Annotated in this window: 11 protein-coding genes; 9 read left to right on the plus strand and 2 right to left on the minus strand. The window is 58.5% G+C overall.

Annotated elements, in window-relative coordinates; genetic code table 11:
* The first annotated feature begins 2 nt into the window (after window positions 1–2).
* The 9 genes from E8K79_RS19655 to E8K79_RS19695 all read left to right on the plus strand — a co-directional run bounded on the left by E8K79_RS19655 (window position 3) and on the right by E8K79_RS19695 (window position 7,752).
* Window positions 3–1,238, plus strand: coding sequence for a hypothetical protein (locus E8K79_RS19655; protein ID WP_246043910.1), 1,236 nt, complete (start codon window positions 3–5; stop codon window positions 1,236–1,238).
* Window positions 1,168–1,938 carry an ankyrin repeat domain-containing protein gene (locus tag E8K79_RS19660; RefSeq protein ID WP_246043911.1) on the plus strand — a complete coding sequence of 257 codons (771 nt, stop codon included), beginning with the start codon at window positions 1,168–1,170 and terminating at the stop codon, window positions 1,936–1,938. Before E8K79_RS19655 ends, E8K79_RS19660 begins: the two co-directional genes overlap by 71 nt.
* A 7-nt stretch (window positions 1,939–1,945) precedes the next feature.
* A complete protein-coding gene (locus tag E8K79_RS19665) occupies window positions 1,946–3,994 on the plus strand; it encodes a type VI secretion system Vgr family protein (protein ID WP_136516245.1) in 2,049 nt (682 codons plus the stop codon).
* 46 nt (window positions 3,995–4,040) lie between these two features.
* Window positions 4,041–4,610 (plus strand): DUF4123 domain-containing protein, encoded by a 570-nt coding sequence (locus E8K79_RS19670; protein WP_162604735.1) that lies wholly within the window; start codon window positions 4,041–4,043, stop codon window positions 4,608–4,610.
* Entirely contained in the window at window positions 4,586–4,984 is a 399-nt protein-coding gene (locus tag E8K79_RS19675; protein ID WP_136516247.1) for a hypothetical protein, read from the plus strand. The genes E8K79_RS19670 and E8K79_RS19675 overlap by 25 nt, the downstream gene beginning before the upstream one ends.
* A gap of 269 nt (window positions 4,985–5,253) precedes the next feature.
* Window positions 5,254–5,988: a DUF3793 family protein gene (locus tag E8K79_RS19680; RefSeq protein ID WP_136516248.1), complete on the plus strand. Its 735-nt coding sequence runs from the start codon at window positions 5,254–5,256 to the stop codon at window positions 5,986–5,988.
* Between the two features lie 40 nt (window positions 5,989–6,028).
* Window positions 6,029–6,316 (plus strand): DUF2325 domain-containing protein, encoded by a 288-nt coding sequence (locus E8K79_RS19685; protein ID WP_135870924.1) that lies wholly within the window; start codon window positions 6,029–6,031, stop codon window positions 6,314–6,316.
* 82 nt (window positions 6,317–6,398) lie between these two features.
* On the plus strand, window positions 6,399–7,052 hold the full coding sequence (locus E8K79_RS19690) for a phosphatase PAP2 family protein (protein ID WP_136516249.1): 654 nt from the start codon (window positions 6,399–6,401) through the stop codon (window positions 7,050–7,052).
* A 253-nt stretch (window positions 7,053–7,305) separates the two neighbouring features.
* Window positions 7,306–7,752 (plus strand): hypothetical protein, encoded by a 447-nt coding sequence (locus tag E8K79_RS19695; protein ID WP_135870929.1) that lies wholly within the window; start codon window positions 7,306–7,308, stop codon window positions 7,750–7,752.
* Window positions 7,753–7,975: 223 nt separating this feature from the next.
* On the opposite strand, the gene E8K79_RS19700 is transcribed toward E8K79_RS19695, so the two are convergent.
* Complete coding sequence (locus tag E8K79_RS19700; RefSeq protein WP_136516250.1) at window positions 7,976–10,261, minus strand: Tex family protein; 2,286 nt, start codon at window positions 10,259–10,261, stop codon at window positions 7,976–7,978.
* A gap of 80 nt (window positions 10,262–10,341) precedes the next feature.
* Complete coding sequence (locus E8K79_RS19705) at window positions 10,342–11,973, minus strand: sigma-54-dependent Fis family transcriptional regulator (protein WP_136516251.1); 1,632 nt, start codon at window positions 11,971–11,973, stop codon at window positions 10,342–10,344.
* Window positions 11,974–12,426 lie beyond the last annotated feature (453 nt).

Raw genomic sequence — 12,426 nt, forward strand, 5'->3', positions numbered from 1 at the left:
CCATGTTCGCAGACACGATAAAGAGGGCGCTGGCGCCGGAGTTGGCGCGCAAGAAGTCGCAGGAGCTTCAGGAAGCAGCGGCTCGGAAGACCGACGCCATGCGTCGGCACGAGTACATGGTGGCGCGTCGTTCCATACTGGGTGAGCTTTCCGCGATGCCGGTCACCGCCAGCCAGGAATGCATCACGAATGCGAAGGCTGCGCGGCGTCGCGAACGGATGGATTTGGTGAACAGTGAAGTCGTCGCCTGTCCGAGGCACGCCGCGCAAGCGGCGCGTCTGCGCAGGAACATGGATGAGGTCGAGAACATGCGCTGCGCCAAGCATGTGTATCTGGCGAACGATCCAGACGCTCCCCCCGAATTGCGAGACAACCCACCGCCTGGGTTTCTCAAGCCGACGGCTGAGCAGCTTGAGAAGATGGGTTTAAACGAAAAAATGTTGAAGCCAGATGATAGCCATTTCAGGGCTGCTGTTTACGTCAAAGATCCCGCAGTGTGGGGGCTGGACCCGAGGCCGCCTGCTGTGTTGGCGTTCCGAGGCTCTACTACGGCTGAAGATGATTGGGAGAACAACTTCAATCAAGATGCGAATGAAGAGGCGCCCTATTATAAAAATGCCGTGGAAATTGGAAACCGTTTAGCTGCTAGGGGGACGGACATGCACGTTGTGGGGCATTCGTTAGGTGGAGGATTAGCTAGTGCAGCCCAAGGCGGCAGTGGTCTTACAGCTTCAACGTACAACGCTGCAGGACTGCATCCGGCAACTGTAGCCCGATACTCAACAGACTTAAATCACATGGCTGCAGAGGCTGAAAAAATCACAGCGATTCGGGTCAAGGGGGAAGTCCTTACATCTACTCAAGAGAACCTGTTCCAATCCTGGGGGCTCTCTCTTTTGGCCAACAAGGCCATCGGAACAAAGGAAGACATCCCCCCCTCGCACGACAAAGAATATATTGACCAACTTAAACAGGCAAAGAAGGTAGATGCTAAGGAAAAATATGGAACTTATTTACATGGGATGGATGAAGTAATTGATTCAACAGAAAAACAAAAAATGGAAATCGAGACAATATTGAAAGGTTGCATGAACGGTAGGAGGAAAAATGATCAGTCGCTTTTTGAACACACTAGGTGCCATCATCAAAACTATAGGAGTTATCGTCATGATGACTACAACAGCCGAAGCCGCACCCAGGTTCAAGTTGAGGGGTCCTTCATACTACTTTGCAGATAATGGCACGTTGACATTGCTCACTGCTGCGCTGGCAGGAGATGTGCGCGCGGCACAATTGGCTGTAGCTCAGGGGGCAGACCCAAACGCTGAAGGCCCCCTCGATAACAAGTACAATCGACTGAGGCCGCTTCATTATGCTATCGCAGCGAACAATAAGGATGCAGTCACAGTTCTAGTTTCGGTCGGTGCGGACCCGGAATTGCCTGCGTTAGGCTATGGGAGGTCTTTTTCCTTTGCAATGACATTGAAAAATCTAGAAATATTCTCTTTTTTATTAGATTTGAGACCAATTAACACGCTTTCGAAAGACACCATGGAATACATTATCTTCGGGGCAGCAAGAAAATCGTGCTGGAAATGTTTACAGGCATCTTTAGAGCGTGGTGCGCCCATTGATTTCCCAGATGGTGCAGGGTACACAGTGCTAATGACCGCCATGGATCTACAGGATTACGATATGGCCGAATGGCTGCTTCAAAAAGGTGCCTCTATACATATTGCCCCCCCCAGCGGTGTAACTCCCGCTTATTCAGTCGAGTTTCACCTAAAGAAGTACATCCCCGGCAGCCCCACCTATAACAAAGTGCTTCATCTGAAGGAAATGATGGCGGAGCGCGGTGCGGTTTTCCCGGCGCCTTCCCCCGCCGAGGTTCGGGCCAGAAGAGAACGGGCAAAAGCCTCTTCCCATTCCCGGGACTGAGGCATTCATGGCGTTCATCCAACACGACAGGCTTTTATCCATAAGCACGGTTCTAGGTGAGGACGTCCTGCTTTTGACCGAACTGAGCGGTGAAGAAGGGATATCGAGCAGCTTCAGGTTCGAGCTTTCTTTACTGTCTGAACAGCACGGGATCTCAGGTGATTCCTTGCTGGGAAGTAACGTGACCGTCTCGATCGCTCTTGCCGACGGCAACAAACGATACCTGAACGGCATCGTCTCGACCTTCTCGCAGGGACGGACCGCCGGCGAGGAAGGCGAAGATGCGAGATTCTCTTCATTTCGCTGTACCATGGTTCCCTGGTTCTGGTGTCTTAGCGAAAGCGCCAACATAAGGATATTCCAGAACCTGTCCACCCCCGAGATAGTGGAACGTGTCTTTGCGGATCACGGCCTCTCCTGGTACCGGCTCGAATTGCGCGGGAGCTATGAAAAAAGAGATTTCTGTGTGCAGTACAGAGAAACCGATTTCAACTTCGTGTCGCGCCTGCTCGAAGAGGAAGGCATCTTCTATTTCTTCAAACATGAAAAGGGGCGACACACCATGCTCCTCGCCGACTCCCCGGACGTGCATCTTCCTTGCCCTTTCCAGCAAAAAGGCTCCTGTCTGATCAGTGCCAATGGCACCCGCGAAGAAGATGTCATCACCTCTCTTGAAGTATCCCGACAACTTCGTTCTACAAGATATTCCCTCAACGATTACAACTTCATGGTCCCTCGTACCAGTCTGAAAGTGCAAAGCGACACTCCCGGCCACTCCGGCACAATTCGCGAGATTTACGATGTCCCCGGCGGCTATGAGCAACTGGCTGAGGGGGAACGGCTGGCGAAGATACGAATGGAGGAAGAAGAGGCACGATCGGTTACTGTCACAGGCGGGAGTGACTGCCGTGCGTTTGTCAGCGGCTACCGTTTCACCTTAACGGGGCACGGCAACGCGAACCTCGATGGTAAGGACCTGCTTCTCGTGTCGGTCCGTCATGATGCCAGGGAAGGGTACGGTACCGATGCGCTGTCGAGCTACCGAAACAGTTTCGACTGCATCCCGTACCATACTCCGTACCGTCCGCCGCGTCTGACGCCAAAGCCCGTTCTGCAGGGAGCCCAGACTGCGGTAGTAGTGGGACCGCCGGGCGAGGAAATCCACACGGACCAGTATGGCCGGGTGAAGGTTCAGTTTCACTGGGATCGCGAGGGAAAGCGTGACGACAAAAGTTCCTGCTGGATCAGGGTGAGCCAGCCCTGGGCGGGCAGCGGCTGGGGCGGCTTGTTCCTGCCGCGGGTAGGACAGGAGGTCGTCGTGGACTTCCTGGAAGGAGACCCGGACCGCCCCATCATCATCGGCCAGTTGCACAACGGTCAGAACCTGCCGCCGTACCAGCTGCCGCTCGAGAAAACGAGAAGCTGCATCAAGTCGTGTTCGAATCCCGAAGGGGGAGGGCACAACGAGCTGTGCTTCGAGGACAAGAAGGGAGAGGAGCAGTTGTACATCCACGCTCAACGGGAGCAGGTGACCCGGGTAGAGGAGGATTCACTGGAATGGGTAGGGCAGGACCGTCACCTGGTCGTGAACCGGGACCGGTTGGAGAAGGTGTCGCGCGACCAGCACCTCGAGGTGCTGGGAGATTGCAATGAAAAGATCGACGGAACCCTGTCCGTTTCAGTAGGCGCCGATCTCCAACTGAAGGTGGAGGCGACGTGCGCCCTGCAGGCGGGAGAACTGCTTCAGATAAAGGCTGCCAAGAACGTCGTAGTTGAATCTTCAACGCAACTGTCGCTGAAGGTGGGAGATAACTTCATCAATATAAGTGCTGCCGGGGTCACCATAGTAGGCAAGATGGTGCTGATCAACAGCGGCGGTTTGCCTGCGTTTTGCACCGGAGCATCCCCGGAACAGCCGAAGCCACCAAAAGAAGCCGGAGGGGCAGGTGCGGCGGGCACCGGCGCAACACAGGTGGCCGACATTTCACAGGCTAACCCTCAAACAAGGTCTTTTGAAAGAGCGAATGCGGTACATACACCATTATGCGACAGATGACCATGACCGTGAATCGGCTGGTCCGGCCGATCGTATGAGGGAAATGATGATTCAAAGCCTTGAAGGGCTGATCTTCTCAAGCGGGTGTAGCAGTCTTTTCAGTATCCTTGATGGCGCCATGGTGCCGGATCTCCCTGCGGCTTTGGCCTCTTTCGAGCCGGAGCACTTCTGCCTGCTGAGAGGCGAGTTGCCTCCCGATCTGGCGCAGGTAGCTCCCTACCTTGTATCGCTTCGGCAGGGCAGTCCTTTCACCAAGTGGTTACTGGCGAAAGGGTGGGGCAGGCATTGGGGGATCTACGGCGGGAGTGACGGCAAGATGATTGAGCTGCGCAAACATTTCCGACATTTGTTCCATGTGTCAGATGACGCCGGCAAATCATACTACTTCAGGTTCTACGATCCTTACGTCATACGGAACTATTTACCGAAGTGCACACTGAAGGAAGCGACGGAGTTTTTTGGACCTGTGCAATGGTACCTTACCGAGGACGGCATCCCGGGGATAGCTAGAAAGTTTTTCCTGATCGACAACGCGCTGCGCGATGACAGGATGGCAATCGCACAGCCTCACAAGAACGTTGAGGAGGCATCATGGAAATACGGACCGAACAGATGAACGACGCTGCACACGCTGCCTATCTGGAGCGTCTCGACGCTGCGTTCGAAAGCGACCTCGCCGACTACCACAGGATCGAACGTGAACAGCGCCTCAAATTTCTCGCCGCCGCTGTCGAGTTGGCAGAAAACAAAGGGTTCGCCTCTGAACAGGGGATAGCCTCCTATGTCCTGGCCCTTTGGTACCTGGACATCGACTTCGAGGACAAGAGCGACGAACTGGCGTCGTTGCTCTTGTCGTCTCTGCCCGAGGTGCGTCGCGTCCATGCCATGAATCAATGGGTGGAGGCGCTTTTGGGAGAGCCGGACAACATTGCGGCTGCGGACGAGGCTTTGAAAAGGGCGCTGCACCTCACAGAGCCCTGGGGCAACTGACATAACGGCATACGCCCCGGCCTCCAGCGCCAACAGAAGCCGGGGCGACAATCCCCGTTTCCTCATCACTTTTGACCACCGCTTCCTCGGTAGTATCCCGCAGATGCACTCACTCAAAATTTTAGCTGTTGACATCGGACCAATTCTTCTTTATAAAACTGATAACAGTTTTCATTATCGTAGAGCGGATTGAACCGAAAGGACGTGTGCCAGTGCGGTAAAGTGTTGAGAGATTATTGGAATTCTATGTGAGGAGCTGTGGAGGGGAGATGAAAGTTGCTGTTGCTGTGAAAGAGGATCTGTCAGCGGTGCAAGGTGTCGATGCGGCGGGTTCAATCCGGGGATCGCGGACTTCCTGGCAGGATTTTGCCGGGCTCTACCCGACGGAAGAGGAATGTCTTGCCTCCTTCCTGGCCCTCGAGCTTGCCGAGGTGCTGCAGGGCGCGAAACCAGCCAATCTCGTCTGTCTCACCAACAAGCACCGCTCCTGCGGCAGAAACCTTTACCTCCTCTGGAAAGAACACGGCGAGGTTCTTCTCGCGGAAAGCTGCCTCAAGGTGCGGGTGCTCGACGACCGCGGTTCATCGATCCTTCTCCTGCTCTACTCGCAGCAAGCGCTTAGCGAGCTCCTTTCGCAAAAGAGCGCGTCCATAATCCTACGCAAATCCGGTTACGGCAACCCGGATGATCTCGACGCCACCCTCGATGAACTGGAAAAACGGGTGACGGGGGAGGGGTTCCCGCACGAGATCGGCGTCTTCCTCGGCTATCCGCTGAAAGATGTGGTCGGCTTCATGGGATGGGCGCCGCTGGCCTTCACCTGCCAGGGACCCTGGAAGATCTTCGGCAACCCGGAGCAGAGTCTGCGCCTCGCCGAGTGCCACCGCGAGTGCCGCGGCAGGATGTCCGAAAAGCTCGCCGCCGGCTGCAGCCCCTTGCAGTGCTTAAGAAGCGTCGCAGATTCCTACAACGCAGTACCAACCGTTTTTTTGTCAGTGTCGTGAAAATGAATGTCAAAGCCCGCAAGCCGGGCAGGAGGGCGTTATGTGCATAGCTCTGATCGGAGGGATGGATCGCTTGGGTAAGCACTACCTGGAAGAGGCGCAACGTGCGGGGATGACGCTGCAATTCTTCAGCACCTCGGAAACCAACATAGCATCGAAACTCAAAAAGGCCGACGCCATGGTCATCTTCACCAACAAGGTGTCGCATCGTGTGAAGATCGAAGCGATGCAGGTGGCAAAGGCGAAGGACATACCGGTATTTATGCATCACGCCTGCGGCATCTGCACCTTCAGGAACTGCCTGGAGTGTCTGAAGCAGGGGCACTAGCCGTCGGCATAACGTATTTCATGTTGCACCGGACCTGTGCTACGTGTAGCCTTGTTTGACACTTCCGCCGTACAGGACCCGCATGACCGATACCAGCAACCAGACAATCAAAAGGATGATAACGACCGGAGTGCTCCTTGCCCCGGTCGTCGTCTTCTGCATCCTCTACCTCGACGTCCCCCTTGCACATTTCATCAGGGACTACCTCTACACCAACGCCCACTGGTCCAGAACTACCTCTGACCTTCCCGATCTGCTCTCGCTCGTGGTGCTCATATCCATGGCAGGATCGTTCGCGATCTACCTACGTCGCTCCCGACACGCCATCTATGACCGGCTCACCCTCTTCGCCAGGGAGGTGCTTTGGCTGGCCCCATCATCCTATCTGGCGAAGGCCCTGCTGAAAATCGTCTTCGGACGCAGCAACACGCGCTGCTGGTTGCGCGACCCAAGCATCTACGGCTTCCACTGGTTCCAGATGAAGGAGCACTGCGAAGGGTTCCCTTCGGGACACATGCTCGTGATCACCGCACTCCTCGCCGTTTTATGGCGTTTCTATCCCGGCAGCCGCATCTTGGTGACCTTCACCGGGGTACTGCTCGGGTTCGCCCTGATCGCCACGAACTACCATTTCCTGAGCGACGTCCTGGCCGGCGCCTACCTCGGCTTACTGCTGGAGATCGTCCTTTTCCGCTTGCTCTTCAGGAAGCAGGCCCCTGGCGGCGCCACATCCTAAATTAGCTTTCGTATACGGCCACTTCGCCCGCAGCGCCGCGTCAGGTGCGGCTTTTCCGCCTGCTTTTTCCCTTGCATCCGAAGCCGAAATCCCTTATATTTCAACGGCACATCAAGGAAATAGTTAACGTTAAACCAACGATACGTAGCAGATGGCGGGGCAGGAAGCACCGCACTCAGATAACGCATGGAAAGGGTTTAGCCGCCTCGGTTAAGCCCTTTTTGTTTGAGCATAAAAAGGTCAGGGAGGCCCAATGGAAAGAAGAACTTTAACGGCAGGAGATATGGTTGATTCGCAGTGCACGCGTTGCAAGGCGCTCTTGAACCACACCATCGTGGCGATGGTGGGGGGACAGGTGGTGCGAGTGAAATGCAACACCTGTGGCAGCGAGCACAACCATCGTCCCGCGAAAGAACCAAAGGCCGCCGCAGTGAAGGGAGTAAAGGCTGAAAAAGTGGCGAAGACGCCGCGCACCAGGGCGGCAAAGGCCCCGGCCGTCTCGGATGAGGCGATATGGGAAGCGATGATCGAACCGCTCGATCCGGACCTGGCTGTAACGTACAGCATGGACGGCAAGTTCAAACCGAACACGCTGATCGCCCATCCCGTTTTCGGCACCGGCGTCGTCGCTGCCTGCCAGTCCGGAAAAGTCGAGGTCGTCTTCAAGAGCGGTCGCAAGCTCCTGAGGAGCGCCTGCTGATACGAAAAGCACGCTGTTTATCAAAATGAGAAAGGGCTGTCGGAATTATTCCGGCAGCCCCTTTTTTTCTGTTCATCCGTGAATTACATAGGAACCAAGAGTGTATTCAAGCTGTCCACGAAGCGCTGCATGAGCCCAAGGGTTCCCCCCTTTGCGAAGGGGGGGCAGGGGGGATTTGCCTTTCGTTGGCACAGCTGCTCCCCCCCCCCTCAACATTGCTTCACTATTTTTTAACCCTGAACCCCGCCCGCTCCCAAGCCGATGCATCGTTGGTCGGTTTCTGCTCCCTTGCATTCGGCTGCCCCTTCGGCTGCTGTCCCTTCGGCGCCGCACCTTTTTGCTCCTTCTCCGGCTCGGCCTGCTTGATGGAGAGGGAGATGCGCTTGGTTTGCGGGTCGGCGGAGAGCACCTTCACCTTAACGATCTCACCGACCTTAACCGCCTCGTTGGGGTCCTTGCAGTAGCGGTGCGAGAGCTGGCTTACGTGCACGAGGCCGTCCTGGTGCACCCCGATGTCGACGAAGGCGCCGAAAGCGGCCACGTTGGTCACCACCCCCTGCAGGATCATCCCCTCTTTCAGGTCGGCTATGGTGACGACGTCTTCCCTGAAGGTCGCAGTCTGGAACTGCTCACGCGGGTCGCGCCCCGGCTTTTTCAACTCGGCCAGGATGTCCTTGAGGGTCGGAAGGCCGATGACCTCGGTGACGTAGCGCTCGAGCTTGATCCCGGCGCAAAGCCCGGCATCGGCGGCGAGCTGCGCCACGGTGGCCCCCATATCCGCCGCCATCTTTTCCACGACCGCGTAGTTCTCCGGGTGCACCGCGGTGTTGTCGAGCGGGTTGTCGCCGCCGCGGATGCGCAGAAAGCCCGCCGCCTGCTCGAACGCCTTCGGTCCGAAGCGCGGCACCTTGAGCAGCGCCTGCCTGGTCGGGAAGGCGCCGTTCTCGTCGCGGTACTTCACCATGGCGCGCCCCTGGCTCTCCGAGAGGCCCGCCACGTAGGATAAAAGCGCCCATGACGCGCTGTTCAGGTCGACGCCGACGTAGTTGACGCAGGACTCCACCACCGCGTCGAGCGCCTTCTTCAATAGCGACTGGTTCACGTCGTGCTGGTACTGCCCGACCCCTATGCTCTTCGGATCGATCTTCACCAGCTCCGCCAGCGGATCCTGCAGCCTGCGGCCGATGGAGATGGCGCCGCGGACGGTGAGGTCCAACTCCGGGAACTCCTCGCGCGCGATCTCCGATGCCGAGTAGATCGAGGCGCCCGCCTCGTTCACCATCACCGTTTCAGCCTTCACCCCGGCCGCGCGCAGCGTTTCGCGCACGAACACCTCGGTCTCGCGCCCGCCGGTGCCGTTGCCGATGGCAATCAGGCGCAGGTCGTGACGCTCGATGAGGCGCAGGAGTTCCGCCCCGGCGCTCTCCGCCTTCGGGCCGCCGGTATGCGGGTAGATGGTCGAATGTTCAAGGAAGGTCCCGGTCTCGCCGATGGCGGCGAGCTTGCAGCCGGTCCGCAGCCCCGGGTCGACGCCGAGGACGCGCCTTCCCCCGGCGGGGGGGAGCAGAAGGAGGTTTCTAAGGTTCTGCGCGAAGACGGCGATGGCCGCCTCGTCCGCCTTCGTCTTCGCCTCGAGCCTCAGCTCCACCTCGATGGAGGGGGCGATGAGCCTCTTGTAGGCGTCGAGTGCCACCGCTTCCAGCACTCCCTTGAAGACGCTCTCGCGTTTGACGAGCCCCCCCTTCAGGCGCGCAACGATCTCCTCCTCGGGCGCCAGGAGGTTGAGACGCAGGACCTCCTCCTTCTCGCCGCGGCGCATCGCCAGCATGCGGTGCGACGGGATCGTCTTGAGAGACTCCTGGTATTCGTAATACATCTTGAACTTGCCTTCGCGGTCCGCCCCCTCGCCCAGGAGTTGGGAAGAGAAGATCCCCTCCCCGCGGGTGAGGTCGCGCACCATGGCGCGCCGGTCGGCGTCCTCGGAAAGCTGTTCCGCGATGATGTGCGAGGCGCCTTCGAGCGCCGCGCTCGCGTCGGCCACACCGAGTTCGGCGTTCACAAAGGGGGCCGCAGCTTCGGCGGCAGTCCCGGTGGTGAGTTCCTGGGCGAGAACCAACTGGGCGAGCGGCTCCAAGCCGCGCTCGCGCGCGATGGTCGCCTTGGTGCGGCGCTTCGGCTTGTAGGGTAGGTAGAGATCCTCGAGTTCGGTCTTTTTCCGGCAGGTGGCGATGCGGGCGGAGAGCTCTGGGGTGAGCTTTCCCTGCTCCTCGATGCTTTTGAGCACCGTCGCCTTGCGCTCGGCCAGTTCGCGGTGGTAGGCGAGCAGGTCCTCGATCTCGCGGATCTGCACCTCGTCCAGCTCGCCGGTCTGCTCCTTGCGGTAACGCGCGATGAAGGGGACAGTGCCCCCTTCGTTCAAAAGAGCCACCGTGGCGAGCACGCCCTTACGCGGCAACCCGCTTTCTTCTACAACGATTTCAAAGAGTTCCTGTATGTCTGTCGCGTGCATGGTCAAAAGTAACCCTCCCGAAAAAAGAGGTACTTCTTACACTCTTTGGAGGCTGGGGGCAAGAACTTTCCCGCCGCGCGCTAGGCGAGGAAGCCCTGCTTTTCGTAGTCGGCGAGCTTTCTGTAGAGGGTGGCGACGCCTATGTTGAGCTCCGAGGCGGTGCGCGCCTTGTTGTTACCGGTGGCTCTGAGCGCCGCGAGGATGTATTCCCGCTCCACCTCATCGAGCGGGCGCACCGATTCGACGATCCCCGCGCGCGGCAGCGCCGACCTCAGCTCCTCGGGAAGGTCCTCCAGGTCCGCCCTGCTGTCCTCGCAAAGCGCCACGGCATGCTCCACGGCGTTCTGCAGTTCCCGCACGTTCCCGGGCCAGGTGTAGCGCAGGAGCTGGTCCGCCGCCTTCGGGGTGAAACCGGTCACCTTGCGTCCCGCGCGCCTTGAGGCCTGCTCCAGGAAGATGCGCGCGAGCGGTAGGATGTCCTCGTTGCGCTCGCGAAGCGGGGGGACGCGCACCTCGATCACGCGCAGTCGATAGTAGAGGTCGCGCCTGAAGTTGCCATTGCTCACCTCGTCCGAAAGGTTGCGGTTCGTGGCGGCGACGACCCGGATGTCCACCGGGCGCGAGACGTTTTCTCCCACACGCCGCACCTCGCGCTCCTGTAACACGCGCAGAAGCTTCACCTGCATCGCCGGGGAGACCTCCCCTATCTCGTCCAGAAATAGCGTCCCGCCGTGGGCCGCCTCGATCAGCCCCATCTTGTCGTGGTCCGCGCCGGTGAAGGCGCCCCTCACGTGCCCGAAAAGCTCGCTCTCAAGGAGCGTCTCGGTGAGGGCGCCGCAGTTCACCGCGACGAAGGGGCGTCCGGTGCGTGCCGACTCCTCGTGGATGAGGCGCGCGATGCGCTCCTTCCCCGCGCCGCTCTCGCCGGTCACTATGACCGAGGAGTCGACCCTCGCGATGCGGCGCGTCAATTCGACCACGCGGCGCATGGCGTTCGAGCGCGCCGTGATACAGCCGACCTCTTCTGTTGGCGCGCTCAGGCACGACATCTGGCGCCGCTGTTTTTTAAGGCGCTCCTCCGTTTCCCGCAGGGCCTTCGCCAGGTTCTGGAGCACCTCGTCACCGCTCTCCGACTCGAAGTAGGGGAGGTGCGGTTCGAGCGCCTCGCCCCACTGTTCCCTGGTGCGCCCCTCCACGTGACAGACCGCGTCCCCCTTGCCGCAACAGCGGTCCTCGATGAAATAGACCTTCTCCCCCGCCCAATAAGATACGTAGCCGCTTGCGAAACCGGTAAGGGTCCAGCAGACCGGCTCCTCCGAGAGCCCGAGATGCAAAAGATGCTGCTCCACCTCGTAGGAGTCGTACCAGTAGGACTGCACTTTAGGCTCCCCGTCCGCGCCGTCGCTGCGCTGGTTTTCCTCCACCCGGACCATCCCCTGCAGCATGTGCAGTTTCGGGCCGGTCCAGCTGTCGGCGAAGAGATCGGGAAATTCCATTTTGAGACTCTCCGCCGTCCTCATGCCGTGCGTGTAGCCGAACCGGGTCAGGATGCTCCTGGCCGCCGCCGTCCCGAGCGAGTCGATCAGCTCCTTGCGCAAAAGCCCGAGCGCGACGGCGTCGAAGAGGAGCGCCCTGCGCCCCATGAAGAACATCGTCCCCCCGTCAGGACGAAAAGAAAGTAGCTCGCGTAAATCCAGATCCGTCGATTGCATCCCCGCCTCCTCGAACGCCTATCACAATAATAAAAGACCTTATCATAATGATAGGCAATTTCCTGGTTGTATACGCATCAATATCGTAAGACACCGTTATTTCATCTGTTTATCCGTGGCACGTTCGCTGCTATTCCCACGTAACAAGCACGTTTTCTGCCAGATCGAGCAGGTTAAAGTTCATCCGGCCGCGAAGCGCTGCACGAGCCCCAGCGTCCCCACCTTTGCGAAGGGGGGACAGGGGAGATTTGCCTTGGTCAGACCGCATCGCAGGCAGCACCAGAAAATGACTGAACAACCGTGGTGGGTTCATCCAGGACGAAAGCAACCCCTGGAATCTAGTTCAGCCGACGGAAACTGAGGAACAAAAGCAAATCCCCCCCGGCCCCCCTTCGCAAAGGGGGGAGCGCGAGGTCACGTTCGGCGCTCCGTGGCATGAATCAGCTACCGGAT

It is taken from the genome of Geomonas edaphica (assembly GCF_004917075.1).
Classification (GTDB): domain Bacteria; phylum Desulfobacterota; class Desulfuromonadia; order Geobacterales; family Geobacteraceae; genus Geomonas; species Geomonas edaphica.

Excerpts from the sequence above, each read along its gene's own strand:
- E8K79_RS19675 (WP_136516247.1), top strand. The coding sequence starts at position 4,586 with ATGGAAATACGGACCGAACAGATGAACGACGCTGCACACGCTGCCTAT.
- E8K79_RS19695 (WP_135870929.1), top strand. The coding sequence starts at position 7,306 with ATGGAAAGAAGAACTTTAACGGCAGGAGATATGGTTGATTCGCAGTGC.
- E8K79_RS19705 (WP_136516251.1), bottom strand. The coding sequence starts at position 11,973 with ATGCAATCGACGGATCTGGATTTACGCGAGCTACTTTCTTTTCGTCCT.
- E8K79_RS19660 (WP_246043911.1), top strand. The coding sequence starts at position 1,168 with ATGATGACTACAACAGCCGAAGCCGCACCCAGGTTCAAGTTGAGGGGT.
- E8K79_RS19690 (WP_136516249.1), top strand. The coding sequence starts at position 6,399 with ATGACCGATACCAGCAACCAGACAATCAAAAGGATGATAACGACCGGA.
- E8K79_RS19700 (WP_136516250.1), bottom strand. The coding sequence starts at position 10,261 with ATGCACGCGACAGACATACAGGAACTCTTTGAAATCGTTGTAGAAGAA.
- E8K79_RS19655 (WP_246043910.1), top strand. The coding sequence starts at position 3 with ATGTTCGCAGACACGATAAAGAGGGCGCTGGCGCCGGAGTTGGCGCGC.
- E8K79_RS19680 (WP_136516248.1), top strand. The coding sequence starts at position 5,254 with ATGAAAGTTGCTGTTGCTGTGAAAGAGGATCTGTCAGCGGTGCAAGGT.
- E8K79_RS19685 (WP_135870924.1), top strand. The coding sequence starts at position 6,029 with ATGTGCATAGCTCTGATCGGAGGGATGGATCGCTTGGGTAAGCACTAC.
- E8K79_RS19665 (WP_136516245.1), top strand. The coding sequence starts at position 1,946 with ATGGCGTTCATCCAACACGACAGGCTTTTATCCATAAGCACGGTTCTA.
- E8K79_RS19670 (WP_162604735.1), top strand. The coding sequence starts at position 4,041 with ATGATTCAAAGCCTTGAAGGGCTGATCTTCTCAAGCGGGTGTAGCAGT.